The sequence below is a fragment of the Marinomonas spartinae genome (assembly GCF_016461715.1).
Taxonomy (GTDB): domain Bacteria; phylum Pseudomonadota; class Gammaproteobacteria; order Pseudomonadales; family Marinomonadaceae; genus Marinomonas; species Marinomonas spartinae_A.
This window is the reverse complement of sequence record NZ_JAEMUI010000032.1, coordinates 1-17,148: the sequence shown is the minus strand read 5'-3', so window position 1 is coordinate 17,148 and position 17,148 is coordinate 1. Positions and strand designations below refer to the sequence as shown.

General features: G+C 42.4%; 13 protein-coding genes. 3 read left to right on the top strand and 10 right to left on the bottom strand.

Translation table 11 applies throughout. The features are described 5' to 3' along the window. Positions 1 to 79: 79 nt before the first annotated feature. Positions 80 to 1,480: a PLP-dependent aminotransferase family protein gene (locus JHD45_RS20880; protein WP_199478482.1), complete on the top strand. Its 1,401-nt coding sequence runs from the start codon at positions 80 to 82 to the stop codon at positions 1,478 to 1,480. Between the two features lie 101 nt (positions 1,481 to 1,581). On the opposite strand, the gene JHD45_RS20875 is transcribed toward JHD45_RS20880, so the two are convergent. The 3 genes from JHD45_RS20875 to JHD45_RS20865 form a co-directional block, all read right to left on the bottom strand. After that, positions 1,582 to 1,707 carry a DUF2474 domain-containing protein gene (locus tag JHD45_RS20875; protein ID WP_199478480.1) on the bottom strand — a complete coding sequence of 42 codons (126 nt, stop codon included), beginning with the start codon at positions 1,705 to 1,707 and terminating at the stop codon, positions 1,582 to 1,584. Between the two features lie 73 nt (positions 1,708 to 1,780). After that, positions 1,781 to 2,788: a cytochrome d ubiquinol oxidase subunit II gene (cydB, locus tag JHD45_RS20870; RefSeq protein ID WP_199478478.1), complete on the bottom strand. Its 1,008-nt coding sequence runs from the start codon at positions 2,786 to 2,788 to the stop codon at positions 1,781 to 1,783. An 11-nt stretch (positions 2,789 to 2,799) separates the two neighbouring features. Then, positions 2,800 to 4,200, bottom strand: coding sequence for a cytochrome ubiquinol oxidase subunit I (locus JHD45_RS20865; RefSeq protein WP_199478476.1), 1,401 nt, complete (start codon positions 4,198 to 4,200; stop codon positions 2,800 to 2,802). 132 nt (positions 4,201 to 4,332) lie between these two features. Between JHD45_RS20865 and JHD45_RS20860 the strand changes: the two genes are divergently transcribed. Next, on the top strand, positions 4,333 to 5,742 hold the full coding sequence (locus tag JHD45_RS20860; protein WP_199478474.1) for a PLP-dependent aminotransferase family protein: 1,410 nt from the start codon (positions 4,333 to 4,335) through the stop codon (positions 5,740 to 5,742). 52 nt (positions 5,743 to 5,794) lie between these two features. Here JHD45_RS20860 and JHD45_RS20855 read toward each other — a convergent pair whose 3' ends face one another. The 3 genes from JHD45_RS20855 to JHD45_RS20845 all read right to left on the bottom strand — a co-directional run bounded on the left by JHD45_RS20855 (position 5,795) and on the right by JHD45_RS20845 (position 9,645). Further along, complete coding sequence (locus tag JHD45_RS20855) at positions 5,795 to 7,153, bottom strand: MFS transporter (RefSeq protein ID WP_199478472.1); 1,359 nt, start codon at positions 7,151 to 7,153, stop codon at positions 5,795 to 5,797. Positions 7,154 to 7,523: 370 nt separating this feature from the next. Next, positions 7,524 to 8,549: a carbon-nitrogen hydrolase family protein gene (locus JHD45_RS20850; protein WP_199478470.1), complete on the bottom strand. Its 1,026-nt coding sequence runs from the start codon at positions 8,547 to 8,549 to the stop codon at positions 7,524 to 7,526. Between the two features lie 124 nt (positions 8,550 to 8,673). Then, complete coding sequence (locus JHD45_RS20845; RefSeq protein ID WP_199478468.1) at positions 8,674 to 9,645, bottom strand: helix-turn-helix domain-containing protein; 972 nt, start codon at positions 9,643 to 9,645, stop codon at positions 8,674 to 8,676. A gap of 486 nt (positions 9,646 to 10,131) precedes the next feature. On the opposite strand from JHD45_RS20845, the gene JHD45_RS20840 reads away from it, so the two are divergent. Next, the gene (locus tag JHD45_RS20840; RefSeq protein ID WP_199478467.1) at positions 10,132 to 11,454 is read left to right on the top strand and encodes a carbohydrate porin; all 1,323 of its coding nucleotides are present in this window, start codon (positions 10,132 to 10,134) and stop codon (positions 11,452 to 11,454) included. A gap of 252 nt (positions 11,455 to 11,706) precedes the next feature. Here JHD45_RS20840 and JHD45_RS20835 read toward each other — a convergent pair whose 3' ends face one another. From JHD45_RS20835 to doeB2, 4 genes are read right to left on the bottom strand one after another with little or no spacing between them, the layout of a single operon-like run. Then, complete coding sequence (locus JHD45_RS20835) at positions 11,707 to 13,068, bottom strand: NAD-dependent succinate-semialdehyde dehydrogenase (RefSeq protein WP_199478466.1); 1,362 nt, start codon at positions 13,066 to 13,068, stop codon at positions 11,707 to 11,709. A gap of 10 nt (positions 13,069 to 13,078) precedes the next feature. Next, on the bottom strand, positions 13,079 to 14,359 hold the full coding sequence (gene doeA, locus JHD45_RS20830) for an ectoine hydrolase (protein WP_199478465.1): 1,281 nt from the start codon (positions 14,357 to 14,359) through the stop codon (positions 13,079 to 13,081). Continuing rightward, on the bottom strand, positions 14,356 to 15,615 hold the full coding sequence (locus tag JHD45_RS20825; protein WP_199478464.1) for an aspartate aminotransferase family protein: 1,260 nt from the start codon (positions 15,613 to 15,615) through the stop codon (positions 14,356 to 14,358). The genes doeA and JHD45_RS20825 overlap by 4 nt, the downstream gene beginning before the upstream one ends. A 53-nt stretch (positions 15,616 to 15,668) precedes the next feature. Continuing rightward, positions 15,669 to 16,841, bottom strand: coding sequence for a N(2)-acetyl-L-2,4-diaminobutanoate deacetylase DoeB2 (doeB2, locus tag JHD45_RS20820; protein WP_199478463.1), 1,173 nt, complete (start codon positions 16,839 to 16,841; stop codon positions 15,669 to 15,671). Positions 16,842 to 17,148 lie beyond the last annotated feature (307 nt).

Sequence of the window (17,148 nt, the reverse complement as noted above, 5' to 3'; positions counted from 1 at the left end):
AATAGTAAATACTTGCGACACTCACAAAATTGATTGCATAATAAAACCCAATCAATTCATTCATTTTCAAGAGGTCACTATGCCAACCTCACTTCTGGCTACATGGAAAAAGGAACTCGATAACAAAGGCAAGTATCCAGCCTATAAACGCATTGCCGAGCTGATTAACGAAAGTATCGAGTCAGGAAAACTGCAACCCCAAGATAAGTTGCCGCCTATGCGAGATCTTGCGGCAGCCTTGGGAATTAATTACTCGACGGCTTCTCGAGCCTATAGCGAAGCGAAAAAGCGTGGACTCATCGACACCACAACAGGTGCTGGTAGCTTCATTAAAGGCAAAGTACCCGCCGTAAAACCGAGCCTTGCACCCTATGAAATGACCATGAATTTGGTGATTGAGCCATCGATTCCAACGCTATTAGAAGAGATAAAAGACGGCGCGTTAAGCAGCATTGCCTCAGCAGACTTATTAACCAGTATTCGTTATCAAGATTTTGGTGGTAGCCCAGAAACAAAACAATGTTTTTTAGGGTTGATAAAACGACGCGTGATGAATGCCACCTTAGATAGAGTTGTTTCTTGCCCTGGCATCCACAGTGGATTAGTCGCTCTGGTCACCCAATTGTGCAGTAATCAGCAAATCATCTGTGTCGATAGCCTTACTTATCCAGGCATTAAAAGCATTGCAGCTCAACTTGGTAAAACCCTATTTTCCTTGGAAAGAGACAGTGATGGACCATTAGTAAACGCCTTTGAAGACGCTTGTAAAACCTATGACGTTGCCGCTTTGTACATCAACCCAACTATGCAAAACCCCACTTCAGCCAGTATTTCAAAAAGTCGCCGAGAAGCATTAGCAGACGTTGCCTTACGCTTTAGTATTCCCATTATCGAAGACGATGCTTATGGTTTAATCAGCCATGATTCGGCTCCAACTTTTGCCACACTTACACCTGAATTAACTTATTATATCAGTGGCTTATCTAAGTGCTTTGGTCCCGGAATGCGAACAGGCTTCATATTATGTCCAACCCATCGCAAAGCAGAATACACCGCTGGAGCATTACGTTCCTTAAATGTGATGGAAAACCCTATTACACATACCATTGTCTGTCGATGGATAAATGAAGGAACTTTAGATCACATGATCCAAGCGATAAAAAGAGAAGCCAATGCTCGACAGTTGATAATCAAAGAAACGTTAAAAACACACAATGTATCGATGGACGAAAACGCCTTTCATTTTTGGATAAAACTGCCGAAACACCTAGGTTGGAATCCATCGGACTTAGCGACTAAATTACGTTCATTAGGGATTAATGCGGTTTCTAGCGCGGCCTTTGCGACAGATAATCATCCGCCACAAGCACTACGAATTTGTTTTGGAGGCCCATCGTCACGCAAAGAATGCCAAGAACAAATGACTATCCTATATGAAATGATTAGCCAGCCAGCCCATCTAACCAAAATAGCCTTCTAGCAAACACTGTCCCTAATAAATAGAGAGCTGGCTAGAACCTTTCTAGCCTCATCCTAAACAGAATATAGCTTTACAATAAGCGACTCTATTTAGCCTCCTAATTAGTGGCTTTTCATTCCTGCTAGGTCCATTGCATAGTGAATGACCAAAGAAACCAAAAATAAAGCGCCAACACTTAGAGACCAATAAATGATTAACCATTTAAACCGATGAAGACTTTTTTTCATCGTACTTCCCTCCAATATTACTGGCTAATAGGAATGACTAGCGCTCTGTAAGCGCCAGTCCTACCATCTTTTTCTAATGATAACCCTCTGTGTCGAGGACTTTACCGCGAAATACCCGGTAAGACCAAAAGGTATAAAGCAAAATGACTGGAACAATAAAGATAACGCCAACCAAGGTAAACATCAGGCTAGACTCTGGTGCAGCCGCCTCATAAATACTGATACCAGGTGGAATAATATTGGGCCATAGGCTGACACATAATCCTAAATAGCCCATAAACAACATACATAAAGCAAAAATAAAAGGACGACCATCCTCTTTAGAATGCGCCGAGCCGATTAATAAAAACGCAAACAGGGCAGTATAAACAGGCAATGGCACCAGATAGATAATATTTGACCAGTTAAACCATAAGTCTCTTACTCTGTCGTTGATTAGCGGCGTATAGAAACTAATTCCCAGCATGCAAAGCCCTAGCAATAAAGTTAATGGCTTAATCAAACGTCGCATTTTTTTCTGTAAATCATGCTCGGTTTTTACCACCAGCCAAGTAGTACCAAGCAAGCCATAGGCAAATAACAAGCTAAAACCAGTGAAGATGCTAAATGGACTCAACCAATCCAATCCGCCACCCGCAAATTCACCATTTTTCACTTGAAAACCAACGATCACAGCCCCCATTGCTACCCCCTGAGCAAAAGTCGCCATTAATGAACCAGCAAAGAACAATTTGTCCCACATTGGCCGATGAGACTCGGTTGCTTTGAAACGGAATTCAAATGCTACACCGCGAAGGATCAAACCAAACAACATGAGCAAAATCGGTCCATATAAAGCGGATAAAATAACAGAGTAAGCCATAGGGAAAGCCGCTAATAAACCAGCTCCTCCCAATACCAGCCAAGTTTCATTGCCATCCCAAACAGGAGCAACGGAGTTCACCATGATATCGCGATCCTGTTTGCCTTTAATAAAAGGAAAAAGCAAACCAATCCCTAAATCAAAACCATCTAAAAACACGTACATCATTAAGCCAAAACCAATAACCAAGGCCCAAATAGTCGGTAAATCAAAATGCATGGCAATGTCTCCTAAATTTCTACGCCATCAGCGGCGGACAATGGGCGAGATGGACGTTTGTTCAGGTCATCATCCTTCTCATCAGAGTAGTTCTCTGCTGGACCTTTCTTAATCAATGACAACATGTAACGCACCCCAATACCGAACACACAAATATAGATAACCACAAAGCTGAGTAAAGATAAGGTCATCGCGTTAACCGTATGTGGCGAGTTAGCATCAACCGTGCGTTGCAAGCCATATACAACCCAAGGTTGTCGTCCTGCTTCTGTGACAAACCAGCCCGTTAACATGGCGATTAATCCAGCAGGCCCCATGGCCACACAAAATTTAAGAAACCATTTTTTCTCGTAAATTTTGCCTTTTTTACGCAATATCAAGGCGGAAACTGCCAGCACGATCATCAACATACCGAGCGCTACCATAATACGAAAGCTAAAGAAAACAATCGGAACATAAGGACGATCTTCTGGTGCAACAGACGTTAATGGTGCGATGGTGCCATCCATAGAGTGAGTTAAAATCAAACTCGCCCCATGAGGAATTTCAATCGCAAAATCGTTTCTTTCCTGCTGCATATTCGGCCAACCAAATAGAACAAGCGGAACACCTTCACCCGGTTTGCTGTTGTGCCAATGACCTTCCATTGCCGCGACTTTGATGGGCTGATGCTCTAGAGTATTCAAACCATGTTGGTCTCCAACAAGCACTTGCATAGGCGCAATGATTAATAGCATCCACATCGCCATAGAAAGCATTTTTTTCGAAACCGCTACGTGAGTACCCTTTAATATATGCCAAGCACCAGACGCCCCCACCAACAAAGCCGTCGCCAAGAATGCTGCTAACCCCATGTGAGCTAAACGATATGGAAAAGAAGGATTAAAGATGATTTTAAACCAATCGACGGGGACCACACGGCCATCAACAATGTCGTAGCCTTGCGGGGTTTGCATCCAGCTGTTAGATGCCAAAATCCAGGTCATAGAGATCAAAGTACCGATCGCCACCAAAATAGTTGAGGCAAAATGCAGTCGTTCTCCAACTTTTTTCCAGCCAAACAGCATGACCCCAAGGAAACCCGCTTCGAGAAAAAAAGCCGTCATTACTTCATAGCTGAGTAAGGGGCCCGTGATCGCCCCAGCAAAATTGGAAAACTGGCTCCAGTTGGTACCAAATTGATAAGCCATGACAATGCCTGAAACCACTCCCATAGCAAAGTTAACAGCAAATATCTTCATCCAGAACCGACACAAGGTCATATAAATAGGTTTTCTTGTGTACAGCCATAGCCCTTCCAGCACAGCTAAATAACTTGCCAAACCAATGGTAATAGCAGGGAAAATGATATGAAAAGACACGGTAAACGCGAACTGTACCCGTGCTAAATCAATAGCGGAAAAATCAAACATAGTGTATTGCCTACCCTCTCAGTGCTAGCAAAACTTGAAAAATCACTCTTCTAGTCTACTAATTAGAAAAAAACAGAACAGGCACAAAAAAATAATTTAGAATAGGGACAGATTGTCACGTTAGGTGAACTAATGAATCAATATAAGTACTTAGAACTAGAAGCTATTTTGCGCAAGGACATTGCCTCAAACCATTTTTTGCCAAGTGGCAAATTACCCTCTATAAGGGAATTATGCCGCACACTAGGGGTTTCAAAAGCCACCGTAATGCATGCACTACATAGACTTGAAGCAGAAGGGTTAGTTTTTTGCAGACCTAAATCAGGCTATTTTGTGACGAGTAATAAAAGAATTGACCGGCCAATCCAGCAGGTGAAAACCCCAGCGGCTCCTAGAGCGGTAACAGTCCCTGCTATCTTAAAAGATATTATGTCGCGCAGTGCAGCCTTCGATATGTTACCAAGTGATGGGGTTTCTGATGATTCAAACCATCTGATAACACTTAACCGACATCTAGGCAGAGCCTTACGTTCTAAACCTACTCAAAAAGCTTTTTACTACAATAATTTAAGTGGTGACATACGTCTCAAAGAAGCTATTCTGGAGCATTATCAATATCGTGGATTAAATCAAGATCCTGAAAAAATATGCATCACCAGTGGTTGCCAACACAGTTTATTTATATCTCTAATGGCAACTTGCGAGTCTGGCGATACCATTGCCGTAGAGTCTCCTGCTTTTTATGGTGTTCTACAAATCATGGAACAACTTCAACTGAAAATCATTGAGGTGGCATCTGATCCTGAAGACGGCATTAATCTTGAAGATCTAGAAGAAAAAATTAGAGAATGGCCCATTAAAGCCTGTGTGGTATCACCCAACTTTGCCACACCAACTGGGGCTTTTATGCCAGAAAAGGCGAGAATTGCTTTAATCAATTTAGCCATAGAAAAAGGGTTTTGTATTATAGAAGATGATATTTATGGAGATTTAGCCTTTCCACCATTGGTGGCTGAGCCGCTCAAAAAATTCGACACTCATGGCCAAGTCATTCTTTGTAGCTCCTTCTCAAAAAGCTTATCTCGAGACCTTCGAATTGGCTGGGTACTTGGCGGTAAATGGCATGAGAAGATCACTCAGCTTAAATTAGTCACACAACTGGCCTCAAGCGAATCCATCCAAGAAGGATTGTCTACCTTTCTGAAAGAAGGTCACTATCGCCGTTATCTCTCGTATCAAATCAATCTTCTTAAACAGCAACAAAGCACCCTCATTCATCTACTGAAGAAAAGCTGGCACAATGATATTCGCTACACCCATGCACAAGGAGGTATTTCCCTGTGGGTTGAATTGGATGCATCCATTGATACCCAACAAAGCTATAAAAAGATATTGGAGCAAGGCATTATTATCACCCCAGGTTCCCTTTTTTCAGCCTCTGGACAATATAAAAATTTTATGCGATTGAGCTATCTTCATCCCATTACAGATAAGAGAAAAGCCGCTATTAAAACATTATTTAGTATTTTATTGGGAAAATAAAAAAGGCATCCGTTAATCGATGCCTTTGTATATATGAAGCTAATAAGCCATACTAAGAGCCCATTTTTTCACTGTCTAAATCCGCTAAAATCTTGGGGAAAATTTTATCTAATTTATAGAAACATAATACAATAAAGGTCAATACGGTAATGATTAATGGGTAGTAAATAGACACTGACAAAATGGCATTGAGTGCACTCTCTGGCTGAGCGGCACTAGAGCCAACATACCCACCAATACCTAAAATCCAACCAACCATTGCAGTCCCCAAGCCAATGCCAACTTTGGAGCCAAAACTACCAGCAGAATACACTAACCCTTCTGTACGCAATCCTGTCTTCCATTCACCGTACTCCACCGTATCTGCCAATATAGCAAAAAAAGACCCAATTAATGGAGCCAAACCAATGCCTTTAATAATATTTGAAGCAAAAACCAAATCCATGTTATAGGGGTCGATCTGAATTAATAGATAACTTATAGCCAAGCAAATCAAACCGAACTGGCAAGTTAGCCGCTTCCCCCATCGCTTAACAATTTTAGGCATTATAAACAGCGTTGGGAATTGTGGAATAATAAGACACATAATCAAGGTTCCAATGCTACTTGGATCTTTTAATATGTATTTACCGTAATATACGGGTGAGTTAAAGGTTAACCCCATAATCACAAAAAGCAGGATGCCAAACAAAAGCGCCAGCCACCAATATCTATTGCGCACTAACGCGCCAAGAGCTGGCTTTAGCTCATGTTGCTGGGCGTTGTGTGGCTGTACATTTTCCTTGGATGATAAAAACGTAATAAGGAACAACAACGTACTGATGATACTTAAAATGATAAACGCATATTGCCAACCTTCTTTCCCACCACCCAAAAAACCGACCAACGGCATCACGAGCTGACCCACTACAATCACACCCACATTTGCCATAAAGGCACGAGCAATATTTAGTAATGAACGCTGATATGGATTATTAGTAATCAAAGAATTCAGAACACCATAAGGAATATTGATAGCGGTATAGAATAGACTCACTAAGTTATAGGTGATAAAAATATACGCTACTTGTAGTGTTAAGTTATTTGACTCAGGTACAAAAAAAACCAACGCTGCCGAAACCCCGAATGGAACCGCCATCCAAAGAAGCCAAGGTCTTGCTTTACCAAAGCGACTTTTGGTTCTGTCTACAATCACTCCCATAATAATATCCGTCACACCATCAAAGAGACGGGATACCAACATGATCGTTCCCACAATCGCCGCTGGAATGTTTATGATGTCCGTATAAAAATATACTAGAAAAAAAGAAAAACCAGTAAAAATAAGATTGCTAGCAAAATCTCCTGCACCGTACCCTATTCTATTTTTAAATGGAACATTATTAACATCAATTTCTAGATTTTTCTCCATACCTTGTCTCCAAAGAGCCTTTTAATAACCTTGATTAGTTCAGGTGCTTTTTATTTTACGTTATTAATTAGTGTAAAAATCATAAAACCATATATTACAATCTTAATTATAATGAGAATAATAAAACAGTCTTGACTGATAGTGCCATCTAACTTGATTGATAAGATCAGAACCTTATAATAGATTCACAGATAGATTTTTATTAAAATTTTTTCGCTCTTATGAGGAAAAATGAGTTCTTATGAAAACATTAAAGAAAGAAAAAATATTAGATAAAGCATAATAAGATGAGAAACGATCTCTAGAAAAGAGATCGTCTTTTTCAATCAACAGTAGAATGGTTTTTAAAATATCATCTATTAGCCATTCATTACTGGTCTTTTGAAAAGGATACCTCTCGAACAAACTCTGATGCTGCGTTTTCTACGCGACTTTCATCTTCCAGATCAATGGGTACCACACAACGTTTTCGCTGTTTATCAAACAATACTCGATACACATCAGGACGGGAGTAATGACCCGCACAGTCTAAGAAATGTTTGCATATATCGACGGCATCGAGCTCAACATCGGCGTAAAGAATGCCCTCCTCATTCGGATCAAGCTTTTCACAGAGTGGTTCGCCACCTGGACCATAAATCACCGAGTGGCCACCACCAACCGAGATCAATTCGTGCTTTTCTGGTTTGTCACAGAGTTCATCAACCATGGCTTGTGAAACCAATGCCGATGGGGCGACCACAAAGCAGGCCCCTTCCACCGCATAGGAACGAGTGACGGTATTATTGATTTCCCAAGACATACCACTAGCAAATTCATAGGTTGTAAAACTTGGCCACGACGCCACATGAATTTGCTCGTTTTGTGAGAACATAATAAATTTATTGAGGGGCAATACATGTTCCCAGCAGTTCAAAGCACCTAAGCGGCCGAGTTCTGTATCATGCACGACCATATCACTGCCATCGCCTTCGCCAAAAATAGTACGTTCAACATGAGTCGGTTTTAGCTTGCGGCGTTTCCCAATGGTGGCGCCGTTACTATCAATCAACCATTGTGAGATATACAAAGAGCCGTTCTCGCGCTCAGAAAAGCCCAAAACAACGTTAATCTTGTATTCACGAGCGGCATCACTGATTAATTTAGCACGAGGATCATCGTAAGATAGGGAGTTTTTGTAGTAACGGGACACAAAACCCGAGGCAAGTGCTGCGGCAGGCGTATCAAGCCAAATCCACCAAGGATAGCCTGTTAACCATAGTTCAGGAAAAGCAACTAACTTGGCACCGGATTCGGAAGCTTCTTTAATAAATCGAATGGTTTTTTTAATACCCGCATCGAGATTAAGAAATTCTGGGGCGGCTTGGACAGCAGCCACTTTATATTGTGTAAGCATAATCAACCTCTTATTAAAGCTAAGTTAGAGGTTAATCTTTTTCAATTAAAAAAAGTGGTAAAATTAGGAATAAAAAATTGGATTTTATTACACTCAAAACCCTTTTAGCAAAAGTCTTTGCCTGTTATTTAGGACACAAGCCCTGAGACAACACTGAGTGTTTAAACTCTTTAGGGGTTTGGCCCACTTCAGACTTAAACAAGCGACTAAAATGCGCATTGCTATTGAACCCCCATTCAAAAGCCACCTCAGAGAGTGTTTTATAAGCACTATAAGGCTTACTAATTTCTTCTTGACAGCGTGTTACCCTCAGATGCCAAATATATTCATTGATACTCATCGACTCATTTTTAAAAAGTCTGTATAAGGTGCTTTTTGACAAGTTCAGTCCATTACTAATGTAGTCAATGTTTAAATCGGATTTACGAAGGTTAACTTCTATAAAACCTTTCACTTTACTGATCAAAATGTCTTGTCGTGAATCGACAAACGTTTGTTCAGGAGAGACAGACATCGACATAGTTCGGCAAAATACGTCCATTAAGATTGAAGAAATGGACCTTTCCTCAGTGTAAGATAAGCAACCTTCCTCTAAAAAGTTACTCTCAACGATATTTGCTAACATTTTGTTCAGTAAACTCTCTTTTCCAATTTTTTTAGCCGTTAAGTAGTGTGTATTCGGAATACGATGACTAATTAAGTCAAAAGGAATACGAATATTATATTTCACAAAATCATCATTAAGATATGCCTGATAAGGACGACGACTGTCATAAACCACCATGTCCCCGGGCATCAATATAGCTCTACGATTATCCTGTAAAACCTCCATACTTCCTGACTTTAACATGGTGAAAATCAGGTAGTCATCGTCTCGATATTTTTTGGAAGTACGCTCAACAAGCTGTGGCGTTCCTGATACTTGAATAAGATCTATATCACAGCGCTTAGAGTAGATAAGTTCAGAGTGAAAAGAGATTTCTTTTCGCTGATATTTGTCAAAAGAAACTTGAACAAAATAATCACAGACGACCTGCCGCCAAAAATCCAATTTATGTTTTTCTAAAAGCCCATCCACAGAAATATGCTGTTTCATTGGTTCTCCATAAAATTAATAAACTAGGTTTAGTAAGCAAAAACAACCCCAAACACTCACAAGATAACAGTATGAACAAGTTGGTAAATCGTTATCAACTAATGAGACAGTCTTTTGTTGGCGAGGAAAGTAAACGCCAAAAATATTTTTTCATTCTCAGCCACTCATGATACGACATCGATTTCCAAGACCCACTCTTTAAAAGAAAGAATGACACAAATAATCAAAAAGTATGAAGTAAATAATCAAAAATTTACAGAAAACACATTATAAGATGTAGCAGTCATAGATAAAGCATGCTCCAAGAAAAATCAAGATTTTGCACGGGTATGACAACATCTGCACATATCTGCAGACTAGAGATTATAAAAGAACAACTAAAAATGAAAGCGCTTTCTTCCCTAGCTTACAGCACCTTTCATAGCTTTTAAATGGGAAAGGCAAGCACTCAAAAAAAATACTTCAGTAAAACAAAAGGAAACCTTCATGAATCTTTTCAAGTATAAAGCACTACCTCTCACTTTAATTTTAAGCAGCAGCCTTTCTTGGGGTGTTGAGTTTCATGGCTATTTTAGAGCGGGTGTCGATACTACAAACAAAGGGGAGTCAGTCGACTATAGAGTCAATGATTTAGGACGCTATGGTAATGAAAATACAGGCTGGTATACTTTATTTTTAGGCGATGAGGTCTTTAATAAAGATAATCGTAGTGTAAACGTAGTTGCAGGTCTAGAAGGAAATACCGGGTTAACAAAAGCGTTTGAACCTAACGGTTTACCACAAGATCAAGGCAACCTTCGCGCTCAGGACAGAAGCTATAACTCCTTCACCAACTTATACGCTGATTTTATCAATTTTTTACCATTTGCCCCAAAAGCGCACCTTTGGATAGGAAAACGAAATTACGACAAAAAAGAACTCCAATTCATGGATTACAAAATCGTCGCTATTGGCGGACCTGGTGTAGGTGTTGACCATATTAAAGTCGGCGATGGGCAGTTAGCGTTAAGCTGGGTGCGATCTGACTCATCCCTAAGCAAAGCCATTAGCCCTTCTACATCATCGACCACTAATGATGGACTAGACGTTAATGTCTTCGACGCTCGCTACTCCTTCCCTATTTTTAGCAAGAGTAAGTTTGAGTGGATTGCTGACTACGGTATTCCAAGCACCACTACAAGCCAGGATACCAATGTATCGAGAGGACTATCTCATCCAGTGGACAATCCCGTTATGTTAACTGGGATTTTCACTACTCCGTTTTTAAACGGCTTTAATGAGACTGACTTACAATTTGCGTCGAAAGGTTGGGCGGCTAATATGACGGGGCTAGGTATTGATTTAAATACAAACTCAGATTTTTCACAAGCTACTGGCTATCGCTTAATCAACACAGGGGAGTTCTACCCAAGTTCTCATGTAATCATAGCCCACGCATTTACTTACGCACAAGCTTACAAATTGTCTAATCCAGAAAGTCGAGCACTGGATCTTCGTCAGGGAAATAGTGCCCATGTACAAGATCAGCGCTTGATATCATTGGCCGTTAGACCTGGATACATTTGGGATCAATACAATAAAACCACTTTTGAAGCATCTGTGTTCAAACGTGAAAACGACAATACCACTTTGACGGGGAGCAAACTCACCATTGCACAAGTGATCTCTGTTGGCGAAAGCATGCTGACTGTTCGACCTGAAGTTCGTTTTTATGCCACCTACCTAAAAGCAAATGATGAGAAACCATTTGATGACGGACAATCCAACTCACAATTCACCATTGGTGCTCAAGTAGAAGCATGGTGGTAAGTACTTACTAAGTTACAGTCATTCCCTTTTAATGTGGCTTTTAAGCCACATTTTTTCTGGTATGACGCAACCCAGAAATTAAAAATAGTCCATATTTTTACCATTGATACATTTGGACATATATTCAGGAGGCATGTTTCGTGCCGATGGCACATTTTTAAACCAGCTGAAAGACGTAACGAATAAAGAAGATGGAAATTCAGATAATAAAAAGGGGCCAAATAAGGCCCCTTGCTAATAACAAAACTTACGCTAAGCAATCCAAATCTGTTGCACATTAACAAATTCACGAATGCCCTGAGGGCCAAGTTCGCGCCCGTACCCCGAGCGGCCAATACCACCGGAGGGTAAACGGGGATCACTTTTCACAATCCCATTGACGGCTATCTGTCCCGACTGCAAATGATTGACAGCCAGATCAATGGACGCTTGGCTACGCGTCCAGATACTCGCTCCCAAGCCATACTCTGTCGCGTTTGCCAGCTCAAGCGCTTGCTCTAAACTTTGTATGGGGGTCACACTTAGCACTGGGCCAAAGGTTTCTTCTTCAAACGCCGCCATACCAGGTTGCATATCGACTAATAAGGTTGGTGGATAAAAAAAGCCTGAACGAGAGGGTAAGTCTCCTCCCACTAAACAGCGAGCCCCCGCTTCAATACTTTTTGAAACTTGCTGATGAAGCTGATCCCGTAAGTCTGCCCTTGCCAAAGGCCCTAGATTATTGCTTTCGTCCCTTGGGTCACCACATTTCAGTTTACTAAAGCGTTCACGAAGTGCTTCACATACCTCATTATAGATGCTCTGCTCCACAAATAATCGCTTCACCGCAATACACGACTGTCCAGCATTGATCATCCGGGACAGAGTAATCACATCAAGGGCTTTCTCGAGATCCGCATCCGCCATGAGAATACATGGATCCGACCCGCCAAGTTCTAATACTGCTGGTTTTAAACCTGCTGCAGCTTGAGAGGCAATGGTTTGTCCAGCTCGACTTGACCCAGTAAAAGACACGGCTTTGACTTTCGGGTGATCAATCATTTTACTGGCCACATCATTGGCAACGGCTAAGTTCGCCACAACGTTTTCTGGCACGCCTGCTCGATAGAAACATTCAACCAATCTACTTGCCGTTGTCGGCACATTTGGATCGGCTTTCATAACACAGGTGTTACCTGCCATTAAAGCAGGGGCTAAAAAACGCAGAGCCAGCCAAACAGGCGCATTCCAAGGTAAAATGCCTAAAACGGTACCAAGAGGAGGATACTGAACATAACTGTGGCTGGCATCCGATTCTAGTGTCTCAGGCGCCAAAAACGCCGCTCCATTCTCAGCGTAATATTCGGCACACCAAGCACTCTTTTCTACTTCTGCAAGGCCTTCTTTAACGGGTTTACCCATTTCCAATGCCATAAAGTCTGCGAGCACAGCTTTGTCTTCTCGAAGTTCAGCGGCCACGGCGTTGAGCAATGCAGCTCGTTCTGCCATGCTTTTCCCTCGCCATGAAACAAAGCCATCAGACACCTTGTCTATAACTGCATTGGCTTGTTCTAACGTCAATGCGGGAGAAGGAGGCAAAGCTTGGCCTGTCGTTGGATTAATCACTTCTAACATTACGCACCTCTTATTCGTTGACGGCCTTGTCAGCTGATTTCGCATTCGCTTTGGGCTTTTTCGCGTCTTCTTTAGCTGGCGTGCCAGATAACTCTATCGTTTTTGTTTCCGACTTAGACTCTGCCTTGCCTGGTTTGACGGTAAAATCACGATCCAAACTAAAAAATGAACGACAGCCGTCTTCAGTAATTTCGATTGTATCTGAAATACCGCAGGTCTTATTGCCTTCGATCCCCCACATCCAAGGAATCATGTGAAAGGTCATACCCGGTTTAAGTACTGCAGAATTTCCCTGTTTCAAGCTAATAATATACCCTTCATCCCAGCTTGGTGGAAACGCAATCCCGATTGAGTAACCGGAACGAGTAATCAAACTCGCTCCAACTTGGTTATCCATAATGATATTACGCACCATATTATCCACATCTGAGACGGTCATCCCAGGCTGAACCAGGCGATGAATTTCATTTAATGCCCGCTTCATGATTTCTTGAGATTGATACATCGCATCCGATAGTTCGCCTAAAATCACCGTACGCATCATCGCGGTATGGTAACGGCGGTAGCAACCTCCTACCTCTAAAAAGACGTGTTCATTAGGTTGTACGGTTCGACCTTCAAATGAAGCATGACCTATCATGGTTCTTGGCCCAGACGTGACATAGGGCATAACCGCAGGTGTCTCACCACCAGCTCGAAACATGGCTGCCGCAATTTCAGCGCCAATTTCATTTTCTGTGATACCAGGACGACATATTTCAATGCCCGCCTTCATACCAGCTTCTGTCGCTATTGCCGCACGACGCATGACCGCAATTTCTTCTTGCGATTTACAAATACGCCCTTCCTCGACAATACCAAAGCAATCCATCAATTTGGCATTTCTCAAGGTGGTATGAATGCAATCTTGTTGATAAGCAGGAAAGAAATAACTGTTTCGCTCATAGCCAATACGTTTGTCACCTAAACCAAACTCACGTAGTGCATCCACCAGCATTTGAATGGCATCCCCCGTATCTGGGTAAGGCCTTGTCACTTCCACCCAAGTACGAGCAAATATATTGGACTCTTCTAATGCCCGGGTGATCATAAAGGGCTCTTTTTCAAGAGGAATCACCAATGCTTGGAAAAAGGAATAGCCTGTCGTCTGGTAATCCGTTAAGTAAGTAATGTTTTCCGGATCGGTCACTACCACGGCGTCCAAACGGCGCTCAGCAATACGAGCTCGTAATTCTGCTAGTCGACGCTGATATTCAGCAAAGGTAAACGTCATATCATCGCGTTCAATCATGCGGCTTCCTCCATTACAAAACGTACAGCACTTTTCAGAATATCGAGACCTTCCATTAAATCTGCTTCAGGAATCGTCAACGGCGGGATGATTTTCAATACTCGCCCACCACTGCCACAAGCGCCAATCATCAGGCCATGTTGAAAGCAGCGCTGTACAACTTTAGCCGCCAGTTCACCCTTGCCCATATCCAATCCTAAAATTAGCCCTTTGCCACGTAACTCATGGGCACTTTTCTCAGCGACCAATGGCTCTAGAGCAGAGCGAACTTGCTCGGCTTTTTGCGCCACTTCCTTCATTAGGTCTGCGTTTTCAAAATAGCTAAGTGCCTCCGCGCCCGCAACAAAGGACAAGTTCTGGCCCCGAAATGTACCAGTGTGTTCACCTGGGGACCAATGCTTATCCAAATCAGGATGCACCAAGTTCATGGCCATTGGCGTACCAACCCCGCCGATACCTTTCGCTAGGGTAATAATGTCTGGCTTAATCCCCATGTCATCAAAACTAAAATACGACCCTGTGCGACCGCAGCCAACTTGGATATCATCGACGATCAGTACAGAACCAAACTCTTTCGCTAGCTTTTCAAGCTTTTGCATCCATTCCTTACTGGCAACATTCACCCCGCCTTCAGCTTGAATGGTTTCCACCATAAAAGCTGCTGGAGGCTTAATGCCACTGGAAGAATCACGATATTGGCTAGCCAATGAATCTAATGCTTCAAGGGCGGCTTTAGCGTCATGAGCTTGATCAAAACGTTCATGACTTACATGCAATAAAGGCACACCAGAAGCCTGACGGAAATATTCATTGGCTGTTGCAGCTAATGCCCCCAATGTCATGCCATGGAAGCCTTGGCTAAAGGCTACAATGTTATGCCGCCCAGTGACATTTCGAGCTAGCTTCATCGCGGCTTCTACTGCATTCGTGCCTGTTGGCCCCATAAATTGAATACGGTGTGGCATGTTTCGCGGTTTAAGAATGACATCAGTAAATTTTTGCATAAACTCCGATTTGGCTTGCGTTTGCATATCAAGACTGTGCAACACGCCGTCTTTTTCCATGTAATCAATCATTGCCTGCTTCATGCGCGGGTTATTATGGCCAAAGTTCAATACTCCAGCGCCGGCAAAAAAATCAATGTACTCCTTACCGCTCTCGTCTACCTGACGTGAGTTTTTTGCCGTAACAAAAACCGTTGGGTACGTGCGAGCATAAGCTCGAATGTTGGATTCTCGTTGTTCAAAAATACTCATAACGTCTCCTAATTAACCCTGTATTCAATTGCTTTGGTGTTGAGTTGTATGCGTTACCGCTTTGGTGGTGATTGATCAGCAAGGCCTACCAGTTGGCAAAACCAACGACAGACATCGGCAATCAACCGATCATTGAAATCGTAGTGTGGACTATGACATGACACGTTGTGACCTTCGCCGTCGTCACTGCCAATCAAGGCAAATGCCCCAGGTACAGCCTGTAAGTAATAGCTAAAATCCTCTGAGGCCATAATGGGTAAGGATTGACCGTGATTCAGCGCTTGCTCGCCATAAAGAGACTGCCAAACCCGTCTCGCCTGAGTTGCCTGCTCTTTGTGATTGATAGTGGCTTGATAACGAGTCTCATGCTGCACGACGCATTCCACGCCATAGGCAGCGGCGGTTTGCGTGGCAACCTGAGTTATATGATCATTAATAAGCTGTCGAGTCGCCTCATCCGGTACACGAATACTGCCACTTAATGTAGCGGTTTCCGGTATCACCGTCGGTGCCGTACCGGCATTCATTTGCGTCACACTAATCACCGCCGTTGCTTGCGGCGCAAGACGTCGACTCACAATTTGTTGTAATGCAAGATTGACGGCACTGGCCGCTAACAGTGGATCAGCACACAATTCAGGCTGACTAGCATGACCTCCATGGCCGTTAAACGACATGCTGAAAGTCCCGTTACCGCACATCACAATATTGTCTGGGCAAGCTAGGGTACCGTAGGGCAAGGCAGGCCAATTGTGCCAACCATAAATCGCACCAACGTTGTCCAATGCTCCCTCTTTGATCATTTCACGAGCACCATGAAAGCCCTCTTCCGCAGGCTGAAAAATGAGAACAACGGGCTGAGGTAACTCATGCTCAAACCGCTTCAACCAACGTGCCGTTGCCAATAGAGTCGCTGTATGGCCGTCATGCCCACAAGCATGCATACAGCCTGTATTTAACGACGTCCATTCTTTTCCAGTTTTCTCATCAATGGGCAAGGCGTCCATATCCCCACGAAGTGCAATTGCCGCCCCTTTAGCTTCTCCATTGAGCCAAGCGAGGGTGCCTGTAGCCGCACAAGCTCGCCAAGGAATATTCAATTCATCCAGTTGAGCACGAACCAATGAAGCTGTATTTTGTTCTTGCCAACTAAGCTCTGGATGAGCATGCAAATGCTTACGCAACCTTTCTGCATAAGCAATATTGTCCTGCCACGCATCCGACATCGATCACTCCGAGAAGAAAATAAAATGTAAAAAGAAATAAACTCTCCATTACATTAGTAATTAAACAATCCGGCTTTTGCAAGGGGGGAAAATGAATAAAAGTAAAATATAAAATATAAAAATGGCTAAATAAGAGAAAAAAACGCTCAAAACAAACACATAGAACACAAACTAAAAATAAAAATTTTTCTTAATTTTCACATTTCAAGATCAAAGAAGTGATGATTTTTTTGCGCCAAAAAAGAGCGTAAAAGCACTAAAAACAGGCATTTAAACAAAACACGGAAAGATTTTTTATATCAACTCT